We start from the raw sequence: 13,546 nt of genomic DNA, 5'->3' as shown, positions 1-13,546 counted from the left end.
GTCGTTACGTTTTTGCGGTCCCTCGTTTACCTTTACGCTTAGCCTTTCTCTCTCGAAAAGGCATAGCCATAGGCGCGAACTCTTTCATCGCTCGTCGGTAAACATCGCGTTTAAATGAAACCACCTGCCGCACAGGATACCAATAGCTGACCCAACGCCAACCATCGAATTCTGGAGTACCTCCGCGCTGCATGTTCACTTTTGACTCGTCACATTCTAGCTTAAGCAAAAACCATTTTTGCTTTTGCCCGATGCAAACAGGCTTGGAATCCCAACGAACCAGACGTTTCGGCAATTTATAGCGCAACCAGTGTCGGCTTGTTGCCAGAATTTTTACGTCTTTCTTCGTTAGACCAACTTCCTCGTACAATTCGCGGAACATCGCTTGTTCAGGGGTTTCGCCCTCATCAATGCCGCCTTGAGGAAATTGCCAAGAGTGTTGTCCATATCGACGAGCCCAGAGAACTTGACCGTGGCTATTACATATCACTATCCCTACATTAGGACGGTAGCCATCGCCATCTATCACTGGACGACCTCAAAAAAATCTCTATTAACAGTGATTTTTTCACACTAAGTGTACGGTGGTAAACAAAGATTGCATTTGAAACGCATTTTTTGGGGGCTTCAACCGCCTTCTGGGATAAAAGCCCCTTTCAAAAGAACTTATAAACAGACCAGTGAGACTAAGCGCACATTTATTCACGCTTTCTGTGGATAGATTTGTGTAGAACCACTTTTTAATCGTGACTAACGAGATCTCAACAGGAAAATCGTGCGTACACGGCAAAACCAATAAAAATAAAAACCATTAAAATTCATAATGATAAATCACCCTCATTTCATTTCTGCTGTAAAAATTGCTGAGACAAGTGTTCCGGATCTTAAATTGGTCAAAGATCCACCAAAGCATGAGTTACCCACAGAATCAGGTTACAAATTAACCTCAACAACCAAAATGCAAGCAAATTATCGTATTACAAAGCCTGTATATCCACACAGTGCCATTATTTTGGTGAAATTTCGTGCAAGCCTTGTGGATAACTGCGCACAAACGGCAGCCTCAGGCGATCATTTTTTAACAGTGATAAGGACGCTGCGTTCTCCTCTGGCGTTTTGCGACAGGGGCTGGTAGCTTGCTCTACGTTATTAATCGAGATGGAAAACACCATGATCCCCGCCCCTACCACAGAAAGTGAACTCCTAGACCGCGCCTACGACTTGGCTGGGTATTCATTGGGGGAGTTAGCGCAACGTCATGGATTAGAATGCCCCGCCGATCTTCGCCGCGAAAAAGGCTGGGTTGGCATGCTGCTTGAGACCTGTTTGGGGGCAACGGCTGGCAGCAAACCGGAGCAGGACTTTCAGGATCTGGGCATCGAACTGAAGTCGATCCCCATCAGCCATTTAGGCAAACCACTTGAGACGACCTTTGTCTGTGTTGCGCCACTGACTGGTGTTCAAGGCCTCACATGGGAAACCAGCCATATCCGCAACAAACTTTCCAAAGTGCTTTGGATCCCCGTAGAGGGCGAGCGTGAAATCCCCGTCTGTGAAAGACGTGTGGGCATGCCTTTGCTTTGGCAAGCATCCGAAGAGGAAGAAGCGCAGCTCAAGGCGGATTGGGAAGAATTGATGGAGTTTATCGTGCTAGGGAAAGTGCATGAGATTTCAGCCAGACACGGTGAGTATTTGCAACTTCGCCCCAAGGCGGCAAACAGTAAAGCCAAAACGGAAGCTTACGGAGCGAAAGGGCAGCCGATAAAAACACTGCCTCGCGGGTTTTACTTGCGCACGCAATTTACAGCCAAGATCCTAGCAAGACACTTCATGCTGCCAGAAAACGAAGCGTGAGCACTCTCGCTGACTAGAGGGTGATCACCATGTCCTCTTTACAGGACGGATCGGCTGGGCCAAATTCATCATAAGGATCAAGCAGTCTTAAGGTCGCTTTTTTCACACCGACGCTGCGAAGTTTGTCGCTGACTTGTTCCACACTGTCAAAATGCATCACTTCATCGTTTTTATCGTCTTTTAACGGCTCTAGCTGATGCTTCACTTCTACCTCAACAACGTATTGCGCGCCACCAGCATGCGCCATCACGAAACAATGCGGCACATTGTCAGGGTGAGACTGAATCCAATTCTTCAATTGTTTAAGCTTCATTGCACACATCACCATTGTTAAATAATTGTTAATATTAGTATAGGCGCGTAATTTCCACTTACGGTGAAAAACTGTTCTGTCATTTTGGAATAGCTCTTGTACCTTCATCCAGATCTCTTAAGATGGAATGACTCTGCACCGTCTCAATAAGACGATTCGCATTGAAGGATGCTAGAAAGCGCAAGCAAGGAGATAGGATGCAATACCATACCCTTCCCCATACCAGTCTCGACGTCAGTAAAATTTGTCTTGGCACCATGACCTACGGTCAACAGAACACAGAAGCCGATGCGCATGAGCAGCTTTCCTGTGCGCTGGATATGGGCGTTAATTTTATCGATACCGCCGAAATGTACGCGGTACCGCCAACACCTGAAACACAGGGCCTTACCGAGAAATACATCGGAACCTGGCTGAACAAATCAGGCAAACGCGACAAAGTGATCATCGCCACCAAAATCGCTGGCCCACGTGGCGTGCCGTACATTCGCGAAAACATGTCTCTCGATCGTCGCAATGTCCGACAAGCGGTAGAAGACAGCCTGACTCGTCTGCAAACCGACTACATTGATCTTTACCAAGTACATTGGCCACAGCGTCATGTGAACAGCTTTGGTCAACTGAACTACAAGCATCAAGATGAGAACTCCGGCGTGTCTATGTTAGATACGCTGGATGCCCTTACCGAGCTCGTACGTGAAGGGAAAGTGCGTTACATCGGGGTCTCAAATGAAACGCCTTGGGGAGTAATGAATTATCTGCGTCTGGCCGAGAAGCACAGCCTGAGCAAAATTGTCTCCATTCAAAACCCATACAATCTGTTGAACCGAAGCTTCGAAGTAGGCTTATCGGAAATCAGTCATCAAGAAGGCGTTGAACTGCTGGCCTATTCACCACTGGCGTTTGGTGTGCTCTCGGGTAAATACCTAGATGGTGCCCGTCCAGAAGGTGCACGTTGTACCCGTTGGGAGCGTTTCGCTCGTTACTTTACGCCACAAGGTCAGGCCGCCACCCGCGAATACATCCAACTGGCAAAAGAGTTCTCTATTGACCCGTCGCAGATGGCACTGGCGTATGTAAACACCCGTCCTTTCGTGGCAAGTAACATCATCGGCGCAACAACAATGGAACAGCTAAAATCCAATATTGAGTCTATCGACGTTGAGTTGCCAGAAGAGCTACTCAATCGCATCGAAGAAATCGGATCTGTCTATTCCAACCCTTGCCCATAGGCATTTGTCTTTAAGATAAGAAAAAGCACCGAGAGGTGCTTTTTTACTTTCCTGCACCAATCTGACCGCCCTTTCCTCCCCCTATACTGTTATGCAAACAACCTGAAAAAGCAGGTGGCGGTTGTACCTTATTGCTCACGTCCAATCAGGTATGCACTTGTTGTTAAACGTGTTGGAGGTTTTATGGCAACGACGACGTATCTAAGCACTGCACTCGCACTATCCCTGTCGCTACTCGTAGGGTGTACTTCTCCGAACCCTTACGGTGACGCCTATGGCTCCGCAGAGACCCGCACGATTCAAGAGGTCTACTACGGCACCGTAGTGAAAGCTGAACCTGTAACCATTGATGCTTCCGACCAAACCAACTTGATTGGGACGATCGCAGGGGCGGCAATTGGGGGAATACTTGGCTCAAAAGTAGGTGGAGGCACTGGCTCTGACATTGCAGCCATCGGTGGTGGTTTGCTGGGTGGTTATGCGGGTAGCGCAGCCGCAGGTGAAGCGGGCAAACGCAACGGTGTGAATCTGACTATCCGTTTAGACGATGGACAGGTGATTTCTATCGTTCAAGAAGTGAATCCGGAAATGATTTTCCAAGTCGGCCAGCAAGTCCAAGTAAATGTTGATGGCGACACAGCGAGGGTTGTCCCTCGCTGAGGGTAAGGTTCAGGGAGCCTCACATTGTGGGGCTCCCTTTTTGTTAAGTAGTGAGTTTCAACCGCAACCGGCGACGGATACGCGCCACTTCACGTTGTGCCTTGTATTCAGGCGCGACGGTATGCCCCACCGATAAGCCATCTTTTTCAAAGCCAATGTCTTTCAGTAAATGCTCTGAGAGCGGCTCACCTTCGTATCGCACACGTCGATGAGCTTTTCTCCAAGCGGCTTCTTCACGTTTTATATCTAGGCGTACGAAAAAAACGGCTAGACGTAGATAAATTGATTGGTTCATGACGGACTCCATGTATTAACAGTTTGGAGGCCTGGGAAATGTTGCGGAGAGACAATACGGAGATACCGTGACTGAAACAGGCCGCAGACATTTCCGCGGGCCGTTTTATCACGGTAGCGGAAATTACTGTACAGGTTTTCGGCACGCCAACATGGGCGCGGAGGTGCAAAGCGTGAACGATGTAACTAACTGAAATGTCATCACTTGCCTCCTTTAACTAAAACCTTGAGTAAAACCGCTTTTTGTAAATTCAATGTTAATACTAATGACTTAGATCAATATATCAACAGGTTATTTGACAGAACTCAAAGTTTGGAAGTATCCACTTTTTCAGTCACAAAGAACAAATTTTCATCGCCGAATGATGATAATTTAAACAATAAAATCTTGCGCCAGCTCTCGGTTTAGATTTCCTAATCAATTGTTTTTCATTGAAATTTCATTTTTCATCGACGCAAACCTCATCCCTCTATTGCTTAGAAAAATCCTGTACCACGCCAAACCATCCGAAAAGCGGATTGTTTCTAACTTAAACCAATCTAAATTTTGAATATCATGGGCTCATCTTTTGGAGGAAATAAACAATGAGAACCGTAAAAGACAGGATCAGGCACGCGATTGCCTTCGAGGTAATAGGTCTTATTCTTATCGTGAGCATTCTGTCCCTGTTTGGATTTAACCCAACCCACACCGGTGTTTTGGGTATCGCATTTTCACTGCTCGCGACAGGTTGGAACTACATCTATAACGTGTGGTTTGATAGAGCGATGGTGAAATGGACAGGTACAACAGAGAAAAAACAAAAACACCGTATTTTGCATGCCGTCTTGTTTGAGCTAGGCCTTCTTTGGGTAACGCTGCCAGCCATTGCGTGGTGGTTGAACATCTCACTGTGGCAAGCGTTGGTGATGGATATCGGGTTGGTGGCGTTTTATCTGGTCTATGCGTACATCTATAACTTGGCGTACGACAAACTGTTCCCGATTAAACAAGCCCCTGCGGTGTCTCACTAATATGGGAAGTGGCTGATACAGCCTAAAGACGCATCCCGTGCGATGAACAAAAAAAGCCGCCTTAGAGGCGGCTTTTTTTGTCTTTACTTGATTGCTTCTTAGCTGCTTATTAGTAGCTACTTAGCGAAAGCTGCGCGGTGCTGGGATCAAGCTGTGCTTGTTCAGCAAGCGATACATGGTTGCACGCGATACACCAAGCTCTTTCGCTGCTGCAGACACCTGACCATTATTGCTTTCCAGAACTGCCAGCAGCGCGTCACGCTCTGATTCTTCGCGGATCTTACGCAGGCTTTGTTTGTAATCACCTTGACGTGGCAAATCCAGATGCTCAGCTTCAATCACCAAGTTGTCCGCCAGCAGCACGGCACGTTTCACTTGGTTAATCAGCTCACGCACGTTACCCGGCCAGCTGTAGTTGGTCAGGATTTTATTCCCCTCTTCAGAGAAGGTGCGCGCCTGCGTGTTGTACTGACGAGCAAACTTCAACAGGAAGTGCTCTGCAAGCTCTGGAATGTCAGCGCTGCGCTCTTTCAGCGAAGGCACTGAAATGCGAAGTACATTGAGGCGATAGAACAAGTCTTCGCGGAAGTGCCCTTCTGCGACCGCTTTTTCCAAATCCATGTGCGTTGCTGCAATCACACGAACATCAATTTCTTTTGCGTACTTATCGTCATGCGATTCAACCGTGCCGTCTTGCAGCAGGTGTAACAGATTCGCCTGAAGGTTGAGCGGCAAGTCGCCAATCTCATCAAGGAACAAGGTACCTTGGTGTGCTTGCTGCACTTTGCCTTCATTCACACCATCACCGAAGAGCTCGCTCTGGATCAGTTTCTCAGGCAGAGCACTGCATTTCACTGACACAAATGGGCCTTTCGCACGCGTTGAAGCATTGTGAATTGCCATGCCCACCAGCTCTTTACCCGTACCGCTTTCACCATTGATAAGGACTGACACGTCCGTCGGTGCCACACGGCGCACTTGGTCACGCAGTTTTTTCATGACCGAGGTCTTACCCAGCAGGCCCATGTCACTGTGATCGCCAAGTTGCGGCCAGACGTGACGCTCAAGTTTGAGCATACCCAACTGGTGACCAATCGTGCTCATCAGCTGACTGTCTGGGATCGGTGAGGTAAAGTAGTCAATGCAGAAGCTGACGATAAACTGGCAGATCGCATCGTTGTTGAGTTGATCTTCACGGATCAACGCCAACCAACGAACTTGCTTATTACGGTTTACCAGAGATGCAACGCCATTTAGACTGAAGTCATCGTGACTGATATCGACGATACCGATACAAGGACCGATATCCTGAAGTAACGTTTGTGCGGCTCTGAGATCGTAACAGCGGTGACAACGCCAACCCGCTTGTTCCAGTGTTGCTAACCATGGTTCGTACGTTCCTCCTACTACCACAAGAGAGCTTGGAACTGCCTCAGATCTGAATTGCATACCCATAACGCCTGCCTTTAGTCATCCATTAACGACATGTGTTCAAAAAGTTGTGAGTATCATTATATTTTGTAAGACACCGCCGTCTGTCTCATTGTAGATACAACTTAGATCTCAAATCAGCAACCATCCCAAAAGAGACACTTCTGCTGTTGAAAGATCTGACAGTACACGTTTCTCGCATGATCACTAAACCCTTAAAATTCAGAAACTAAGGTTGCGTTCATACGCTTGGATGACACCACACAAACACAAGAGCACACGACCATTCTCAATATTGAGAATAAATTAAAACTCTCTAATTTTTCTTAGATCATAGACTATGACCCGATTTCGTGAGGCTATGTATCGGGTAATAAAAAAGAAAACCGCGTCTGAGTAAGACGCGGTCTTTTTTGTAAGGCAGGCGTCAGTAAAGGTTACTGAACAACTTCACCGCTTTCGATGACGGTTTGTCGCACTTTGTCTGCAAATTGCAACGCTTCTTCACGTACCGCATCTTCATCCACGGTCAAAATGTCTCGGTTTTGCATCAAAAGCTGACCATCAACGATAGCGTGTTTCACATTTGTCGCATATGCAGAGTACACCAGTGCTGAGTATGGGTTGTAAACCGGCACCATGTTCGGCGCTTTCGTATCGACAACGATGATGTCTGCCAGCTTGCCCGTCTCAAGAGAACCGATTTTGTCTTCCATGTGAAGCGCGCGGGCCGCACCAATGGTCGCCATTTCGATCACTTTCACAGGAGGCATTGCCGCACGGTCTTTGTTCACCAACTTGTGCACTTTCGCCACTTGGTTGAACTCGTCCACGGTGCTCAGAGTGTTGCCTGACATTGGGCCATCGGTACCCAGACCGATACGCAGACCATCATCAAACATTTGCAGTGCAGGAGACACACCTTTCGCTGACTTGATGTTGGCACTCATGTTGTGCGCGATACCCACATCGTGCTTTTTCAGCAGTGCGATGTCTTCGTCATCCACGTTGATCACGTGTGCGCCCACCAAGTTTGGTGTCAATGCGCCAATCTCTGCCATGTATTCAACCGGTGATTTACCGCCACTGCGCTCTGCAATCACTTCGTTTTCACGATCTGACTCTGCCAAGTGGATCATCACTGGTACGTTGTGCTCAAGCGAAAGCTTAGTGATCTTCTGCAGCACCTCGGTGGTGTTGGTGTAAGGTGCGTGTGGCGCAAACGCAGGCGTGATGCGAGGGTGATCTTTGTATTCTTTAATGAAGTTCAGCGCATACTGAATCCCTTCTTCCGCGTTCGCCGCGTCAGCAACTGGGAATTTAATCACGGTCTCACCAAGAATCGCGCGCATGCCGATTTGGTCAACCGTCTTTGCCACTTCGTCTTCGAAGTAGTACATGTCCGCGTACGTGGTGACACCGCCTTTTAGCATCTCCACGTTGCCCAGTTGCGCACCGATACGCACCATTTCACGGCTAACCAGTTTCTTCTCTAGCGGGAAGATGTAGCGGTGCAAACGGTCTGGCACGTCATCACCCAGTGAACGGAATACAGTCATCGACGCATGCGTGTGCGTGTTGATAAGACCGGGCATGACGATATCGCCATCCACATCCAAGACTGTCTTCGCTTTATAGTCTTCAGCCAGTGATTCATCACCAACTGCAACGATCTTGTTGCCTTTAACTGCTACCACACCATTTTCGAACACTGTCTTATCAGCATTCATGGTCAATACGGTCGCGTCTGTGATCAAAAGGTCAACGTTCTCCGCCGCAAATGCAGCAGAAGACATCATGGTCGCCAGTGCAACACTGGCAGAAAGAAGGGATTTTTTCAGCATCATTTACTTCGTTATTTAGCGGCAAGGAATTGCGCCTGCATGATGCGTGCAGTGAGGAAAAACCCAAACAAAAATGTTAATTGCGTCGCAAAAAATGTGACCTTGAGCAAACGATTGCACACGTAACGTTAGGCATAAAAAAACACCGGTTTGCACCGGTGTTTTTTTTGTCTCAGTTGCGTCTCAAGGATGCATCAACATCCAAGTCAGACTTAGTCTTTCTTCTGGTTTTGAGGGCGCATTGCTGGGAACAGAATCACGTCACGGATAGTGTGCGTGTTGGTGAACAGCATCGCCAGACGGTCGATACCGATACCTTGACCTGCTGTTGGTGGCAGACCGTGTTCCAGTGCAGTGATGTAGTCTGCATCGTAGAACATCGCTTCGTCGTCACCCGCATCTTTCGCATCAACTTGCGCTTTGAAACGAGAGTCTTGGTCTTCTGCATCGTTCAGCTCTGAGAAGCCGTTCGCTACTTCACGGCCACCGATGAAGAATTCAAAGCGGTCAGTGAAGAACGGGTTGTCATCGCTACGACGTGCCAGCGGAGAGATGTCTGCTGGGTAGCCAGTGATGAACGTCGGCTGGATCAGTTTTGGTTCAGCGGTTTCACCGAAGATTTCTTCCAGCAGCTGACCACAAGTCCAGAACTTCTCAACGTAGATGTTCAATGATTTCGCGATAGACACCATCAGGTCACGATCCTGAACACCTTCTTCAGTCAGTACTTGGATTTCAGCGTGCTCTGGGTTGTAGTGCTTGATCGCTTCCAGCATGGTCATACGTGCGTATTTGCCACCGAATTCAACAGTGTGCTCGCCGTATGGCATTGCTGAGTGACCCAGAACGTCGATTGCTACGGTGCGCAGCATGTCTTCTGTCAGGTCGATCAGATCGTTGTAATCCGCGTACGCCATGTAGAATTCGATCATGGTGAATTCTGGGTTGTGACGTGGAGACAGACCTTCGTTACGGAAGTTACGGTTGATTTCGAACACACGCTCAAAACCACCAACAACCAGACGCTTCAGGTACAGCTCAGGCGCGATACGCAGGTACATTTCCTGATCCAGCGCGTTGTGGTGCGTGATGAACGGACGTGCAGACGCACCACCCGGGATCACTTGCATCATTGGCGTTTCCACTTCCATGAAGTCTTTAGACTCCATGTAACGACGGATAGCAGAGATCAGCTTAGAGCGTACTTTGAATGCGTTGCGTGAATCTTCGTTCACGATCAGGTCAACGTAACGCTGACGGTAACGCATTTCTTGGTCAGTCAGACCGTGGAATTTCTCTGGCAGAGGACGCAGTGCTTTAGTCAGCAGTTGGTACTCTTCCATGTTCACGTAAAGGTCGCCTTTGCCTGATTTGTGCAATGCGCCTTTCACGCCGATGATGTCACCGATATCCAGACCTTGGTACTGATCTTTCAGTACGTTCTGCACGTCTTTTGCAGCGTAAGCCTGAATACGGCCGCTCACGTCTTGCAGAGCCAGGAATGGGCCACGCTTAGCCATGATACGGCCAGCAACGGTAACTTTATGATCCAGTGCTTCCAGTTCTTCCTTGGTCTTTTCGCCAAATTCAGCCTGAAGATCAGCCGCTTTGTGCTCACGGCGGAAATCATTTGGGTGGCCGTTTGCTTTGCAGCTTTGACGAATATGGTTCAGTTTTGCACGACGTTCTGCAATCAGCTTGTTTTCGTCTTGTAACTGGTCAGTCATAGTGAACCTTTGAATTATCTAAAAAATTACAAACCAGATTTCAGGCTGGCTTCAATAAACTTGTCGAGATCACCGTCAAGTACCGCTTGGGTATTACGGTTTTCGATACCGGTACGCAGGTCTTTAATGCGTGAGTCATCCAGCACGTATGAACGGATCTGGCTACCCCAACCAATGTCAGACTTCGATTCTTCGTTCGCCTGTTTCTCTGCGTTTTGCTTTTGCAATTCCAGTTCAAACAGTTTTGCGCGAAGCTGCTTCATCGCCTGATCTTTGTTTTTGTGCTGACTACGGTCATTCTGGCACTGCACCACAGTGTTGGTTGGTACGTGTGTGATACGTACCGCTGATTCGGTGGTGTTTACGTGCTGACCGCCCGCACCTGACGCACGGTATACGTCGATACGCAGATCGGCTGGGTTGATTTCGATAGCGATGTTTTCGTCAACTTCTGGGTAGATAAAAGCAGAAGCAAACGAGGTGTGACGACGGCCGCCTGAATCGAACGGAGACTTACGAACCAGACGGTGAACACCGGTCTCGGTGCGCAGCCAGCCGTACGCGTATTCGCCGCTGATACGAACAGTTGCAGATTTCAATCCAGCCACATCGCCTTCTGACACTTCGATAACTTCAGTTTTGAAGCCTTTCGCGTCAGCCCAGCGCAGGTACATACGGAGCATCATTGATGTCCAGTCTTGCGCTTCGGTACCACCTGAACCTGCTTGCAGGTCGATATAGCAATCAGAGCTATCGTGGTCACCAGAGAACATACGACGGAATTCCAGCTTCGCCAGCTTCTCTTCCAAATCGCTCAGTTCTGGTTCGATTTCGTCGAAGGTATCTTGGTCGTTTTCTTCAACGGCCAGTTCCAACAAATCGGTGATGTACTCGCCACCCTGATCCAGCTGGTCAATGGTATCTACAACCGCTTCCAGCGACGCGCGCTCGCGACCCAGTGCTTGCGCACGCTCAGGATCGTTCCACACATCAGGTTGTTCAAGTTCGGCATTAACTTCTTCTAGACGCTCTTTTTTGGCGTCATAGTCAAAGATACCCCCTAAGGACATTTGCACGCTCTGCAATGTCCGCTAGGCGGTTTTTGATTGGATTGATTTCAAACATGGTCACTTATTAAGTTCGGAATGAGTTTTAACCGCCGAATTCTACAGAATTGCGGAGGGAATATACAGAGTGTGATAGGGATCAAAGGAGAAAAATTCAGAGAAAAATGTGGAAATAGGGTCAGCTCTGAATTTTAGAGCCAATGCGTGCTCGTCACGCACTGGCTCAAGGGTTGTGGAAAGGGATTTACGCTGCCGCCATGTGCTCCACCATGAGTTGCACGGTGCGGTTTCCACGAAACTCATTCACATCAAGGCGATAGGCCAGCTCTACGATTTGTACAGACGGATCTGGCCAGCGGCGAAGGTCGATATTAAACGCAATCGCATCCACCATTTGTCCACCCATCATCGGCTCAACCATCATTTTCAGGTGCTTGCCGCCCACCAGCTTTTGGTGCAACAGCTTGAATTTGCCATCAAACAGAGGCTCAGGGAAACCTTGTCCCCAAGGGCCGCCGCTTCGCAGCGTTTCAGCCACATCCAGCGAGATTTCCGTTGGCATCAGTTCGCCGTCAGAAAGCACAATGCCTTTCAACTCATCTTCACTGATGACATTCATCACCGCCTCATCAAACAGGCGCGAGAATCGCTCAAAATCAGCCTCAGCAATGGTAAGACCCGCCGCCATGGCATGGCCACCGAACTTTTTAATCAATCCTGGGTTTTGGGTATCAATCAAATCCAAGGTATCACGCATGTGTAGGCCTTGAATTGAACGCGCAGAGCCTTTGATTAGGCCCTCACCGCCGTCGGCAAACGCAATCACAGGACGGTGGAATTTGTCTTTGATGCGCGAGGCCAAAATACCAATCACGCCTTGGTGCCATTCACGCTGGAATAGCGCAAGGCCGCAAGGCAGACGCGTGCCTTCACCAAATTGCAGTCGTTCACAAATCGCCATGGCTTCTTCTTTCATGCCCTGTTCGATTTCTTTGCGGGTTTGGTTCAACCCATCCAGTTCGCTCGCCATTTGTCTTGCCGCTTGCAAGTGCTGACACATCAACAGCTCAACACCAAACGACATGTCATCCAAGCGGCTGCCGCGTTAATACGTGGGCCAAGCGCGAAGCCAAAATCACTCGCCACCAAGGTCGACATGTTACGGTTAGCCACTTCAATCAATGCTTGAATACCCGGACGGCACTTACCCGCGCGAATACGCATCAAGCCTTGATGAACGAGAATACGGTTATTGGTATCGAGTGACACCACATCGGCCACAGTGCCCAGAGCCACAAGATCGAGAAGCTCTGCCAGATTAGGCTCTGCCATGCCGCGCTGAGCAAACCAGCCTGTATCACGAAGATGGGCGCGCAATGCGAGCATGAGGTAAAAGGCAACGCCCACACCTGCCAGTGATTTCGACGGGAAACCACACTCGTTGAGGTTTGGGTTAACCATGGCATCGGCATCTGGCAACACGTCACCCGGCAAGTGGTGATCGGTCACCACGACCTGAATACCCAAGGCTTTCGCCGCCGCTACGCCTTCAATCGACGACACGCCGTTATCGACCGTCATGATAAGCTCTGCACCTTTCGCGGCCGCTTGCTCCACCACTTCCGGGCTCAATCCGTAGCCGTCTTCAAAGCGGTTAGGAACGAGGTAATCCACATTGCTACAGCCCATCATTCGAAGGGCCGTTACCGACAGCGCAGAACTGGTGGCGCCGTCTGCGTCGAAATCTCCCACGATAATAATACGTCGACCATCCGCTATCGCCTTTGCCAATAAGGTCACCGCCAGCTCAATGCCGTGCAGCGCGTTATAGCTCAAAAGGCCCTTGGCACTTCGCTCTAACTCCCCTTCACTGGTGATGCCGCGGTTGGCATAAATGCGTTGTAAAAGCGGCGGCATAGAACTTGAGAAGGCAGCATCAGCCGCGGGCTGACGACGTTTAATTTCAATCATGAAGACAGAACCTGTATCTGACGTTGGCACGTACCAACGACATTGAGAATGCGGATTGAGAGGGATCCATTGTAGCGAGGGAATTGCAAAGCGAAAGGCCTGTTGCCTCACCAACAAAAAAAGCGTCGATAAAACGACG

At 49.0% G+C, this 13,546-nt stretch carries 11 protein-coding genes and 1 pseudogene; 4 read left to right on the top strand and 8 right to left on the bottom strand.

All coding sequences use genetic code 11. The annotated features are described in order from the left end of the window. Nucleotides 1–4: 4 nt before the first annotated feature. Entirely contained in the window at nucleotides 5–529 is a 525-nt protein-coding gene (gene rppH / locus ATN88_RS24985; RefSeq protein WP_067420147.1) for an RNA pyrophosphohydrolase, read from the bottom strand. Nucleotides 530–1,170: 641 nt separating this feature from the next. Here rppH and mutH point away from each other — a divergent pair. Then, on the top strand, nucleotides 1,171–1,854 hold the full coding sequence (mutH, locus tag ATN88_RS24980; protein WP_067420146.1) for a DNA mismatch repair endonuclease MutH: 684 nt from the start codon (nucleotides 1,171–1,173) through the stop codon (nucleotides 1,852–1,854). Nucleotides 1,855–1,867: 13 nt separating this feature from the next. On the opposite strand, the gene ATN88_RS24975 is transcribed toward mutH, so the two are convergent. Beyond that, nucleotides 1,868–2,167 (bottom strand): DUF6482 family protein, encoded by a 300-nt coding sequence (locus tag ATN88_RS24975; protein ID WP_067420189.1) that lies wholly within the window; start codon nucleotides 2,165–2,167, stop codon nucleotides 1,868–1,870. A 197-nt stretch (nucleotides 2,168–2,364) separates the two neighbouring features. Between ATN88_RS24975 and ATN88_RS24970 the strand changes: the two genes are divergently transcribed. Both ATN88_RS24970 and ATN88_RS24965 read left to right on the top strand, forming a co-directional pair. After that, a complete protein-coding gene (locus ATN88_RS24970) occupies nucleotides 2,365–3,399 on the top strand; it encodes an NADP(H)-dependent aldo-keto reductase (protein WP_067420145.1) in 1,035 nt (344 codons plus the stop codon). Nucleotides 3,400–3,582: 183 nt separating this feature from the next. Further along, entirely contained in the window at nucleotides 3,583–4,059 is a 477-nt protein-coding gene (locus tag ATN88_RS24965) for an outer membrane lipoprotein (protein WP_067420144.1), read from the top strand. A gap of 43 nt (nucleotides 4,060–4,102) precedes the next feature. On the opposite strand, the gene ATN88_RS24960 is transcribed toward ATN88_RS24965, so the two are convergent. After that, a complete protein-coding gene (locus tag ATN88_RS24960; protein WP_067420143.1) occupies nucleotides 4,103–4,354 on the bottom strand; it encodes a hypothetical protein in 252 nt (83 codons plus the stop codon). A 584-nt stretch (nucleotides 4,355–4,938) separates the two neighbouring features. Between ATN88_RS24960 and ATN88_RS24955 the strand changes: the two genes are divergently transcribed. Continuing rightward, nucleotides 4,939–5,367, top strand: coding sequence for a PACE efflux transporter (locus ATN88_RS24955; RefSeq protein ID WP_067420142.1), 429 nt, complete (start codon nucleotides 4,939–4,941; stop codon nucleotides 5,365–5,367). A 120-nt stretch (nucleotides 5,368–5,487) separates the two neighbouring features. On the opposite strand, the gene ATN88_RS24950 is transcribed toward ATN88_RS24955, so the two are convergent. The 5 genes and pseudogenes from ATN88_RS24950 to recJ all read right to left on the bottom strand — a co-directional run bounded on the left by ATN88_RS24950 (nucleotide 5,488) and on the right by recJ (nucleotide 13,407). Further along, nucleotides 5,488–6,822: a sigma-54-dependent transcriptional regulator gene (locus ATN88_RS24950; RefSeq protein WP_067420141.1), complete on the bottom strand. Its 1,335-nt coding sequence runs from the start codon at nucleotides 6,820–6,822 to the stop codon at nucleotides 5,488–5,490. A 413-nt stretch (nucleotides 6,823–7,235) separates the two neighbouring features. After that, nucleotides 7,236–8,645, bottom strand: a complete 1,410-nt coding sequence (locus ATN88_RS24945) for an amidohydrolase (protein WP_083539576.1) — start codon at nucleotides 8,643–8,645, stop codon at nucleotides 7,236–7,238. A 209-nt stretch (nucleotides 8,646–8,854) separates the two neighbouring features. Continuing rightward, nucleotides 8,855–10,369 carry a lysine--tRNA ligase gene (gene lysS, locus ATN88_RS24940; protein ID WP_067420139.1) on the bottom strand — a complete coding sequence of 505 codons (1,515 nt, stop codon included), beginning with the start codon at nucleotides 10,367–10,369 and terminating at the stop codon, nucleotides 8,855–8,857. Nucleotides 10,370–10,395: 26 nt separating this feature from the next. After that, nucleotides 10,396–11,494, bottom strand: a protein-coding gene (gene prfB, locus ATN88_RS24935) for a peptide chain release factor 2 (RefSeq protein WP_157490812.1) whose coding sequence is annotated in 2 segments (ribosomal slippage) — nucleotides 10,396–11,418 and nucleotides 11,420–11,494 — 1,098 coding nt in all. Because the reading frame shifts where the segments join, the coding sequence is not laid out codon by codon here. A gap of 186 nt (nucleotides 11,495–11,680) precedes the next feature. Beyond that, nucleotides 11,681–13,407: pseudogene (gene recJ, locus ATN88_RS24930) on the bottom strand (single-stranded-DNA-specific exonuclease RecJ). Nucleotides 13,408–13,546 lie beyond the last annotated feature (139 nt).

Origin of the sequence: Enterovibrio coralii (assembly GCF_001559595.1) — a bacterium.
In the GTDB taxonomy this organism is placed as follows: Bacteria; Pseudomonadota; Gammaproteobacteria; order Enterobacterales; family Vibrionaceae; genus Enterovibrio; species Enterovibrio coralii.
The sequence above is the reverse complement of the archived record's forward strand: the minus strand, read 5'-3'. Positions and strand labels throughout refer to the sequence as shown.

Coding starts and splice junctions, on each gene's coding strand:
- mutH (WP_067420146.1), top strand. CDS start 1,171: ATGATCCCCGCCCCTACCACAGAAAGTGAACTCCTAGACCGCGCCTAC.
- ATN88_RS24975 (WP_067420189.1), bottom strand. CDS start 2,167: ATGAAGCTTAAACAATTGAAGAATTGGATTCAGTCTCACCCTGACAAT.
- ATN88_RS24970 (WP_067420145.1), top strand. CDS start 2,365: ATGCAATACCATACCCTTCCCCATACCAGTCTCGACGTCAGTAAAATT.
- ATN88_RS24965 (WP_067420144.1), top strand. CDS start 3,583: ATGGCAACGACGACGTATCTAAGCACTGCACTCGCACTATCCCTGTCG.
- ATN88_RS24960 (WP_067420143.1), bottom strand. CDS start 4,354: ATGAACCAATCAATTTATCTACGTCTAGCCGTTTTTTTCGTACGCCTA.
- ATN88_RS24955 (WP_067420142.1), top strand. CDS start 4,939: ATGAGAACCGTAAAAGACAGGATCAGGCACGCGATTGCCTTCGAGGTA.
- ATN88_RS24950 (WP_067420141.1), bottom strand. CDS start 6,822: ATGGGTATGCAATTCAGATCTGAGGCAGTTCCAAGCTCTCTTGTGGTA.
- ATN88_RS24945 (WP_083539576.1), bottom strand. CDS start 8,645: ATGATGCTGAAAAAATCCCTTCTTTCTGCCAGTGTTGCACTGGCGACC.
- lysS (WP_067420139.1), bottom strand. CDS start 10,369: ATGACTGACCAGTTACAAGACGAAAACAAGCTGATTGCAGAACGTCGT.